Below are 264 nucleotides of genomic sequence, written 5' to 3' on the forward strand. Positions count from 1 at the left end.
CGGCGCCAAGGTGCTCGGCTTCGAGGGGCTGGGCAAGCTGCAAGTGATGATTTTCGAAGAGTTGGTCGAGCACAAGCTGGAGCAGCCGCATTTCATCACCCAGTACCCGTTCGAAGTGTCGCCGCTGGCCCGTCGCAATGACGAGAACCCAAGCGTGACCGACCGTTTCGAGCTGTTCATCGGTGGTCGCGAAATCGCCAACGCCTACTCCGAGCTCAACGACGCAGAAGATCAGGCAGAGCGTTTCATGGCCCAGGTGGCCGA

1 protein-coding gene is annotated in these 264 nt (G+C 60.2%); it reads left to right on the forward strand.

The features are described from left to right. Nucleotides 1–264: amino acid--tRNA ligase-related protein (locus GSM73_RS03840; protein WP_306110007.1), on the forward strand; the 264-nt coding region annotated here is incomplete at both ends.

The organism is Pseudomonas sp. PICF6, assembly GCF_009831705.1.
GTDB classification, from domain to species: Bacteria; Pseudomonadota; Gammaproteobacteria; order Pseudomonadales; family Pseudomonadaceae; genus Aquipseudomonas; species Aquipseudomonas rhizophila.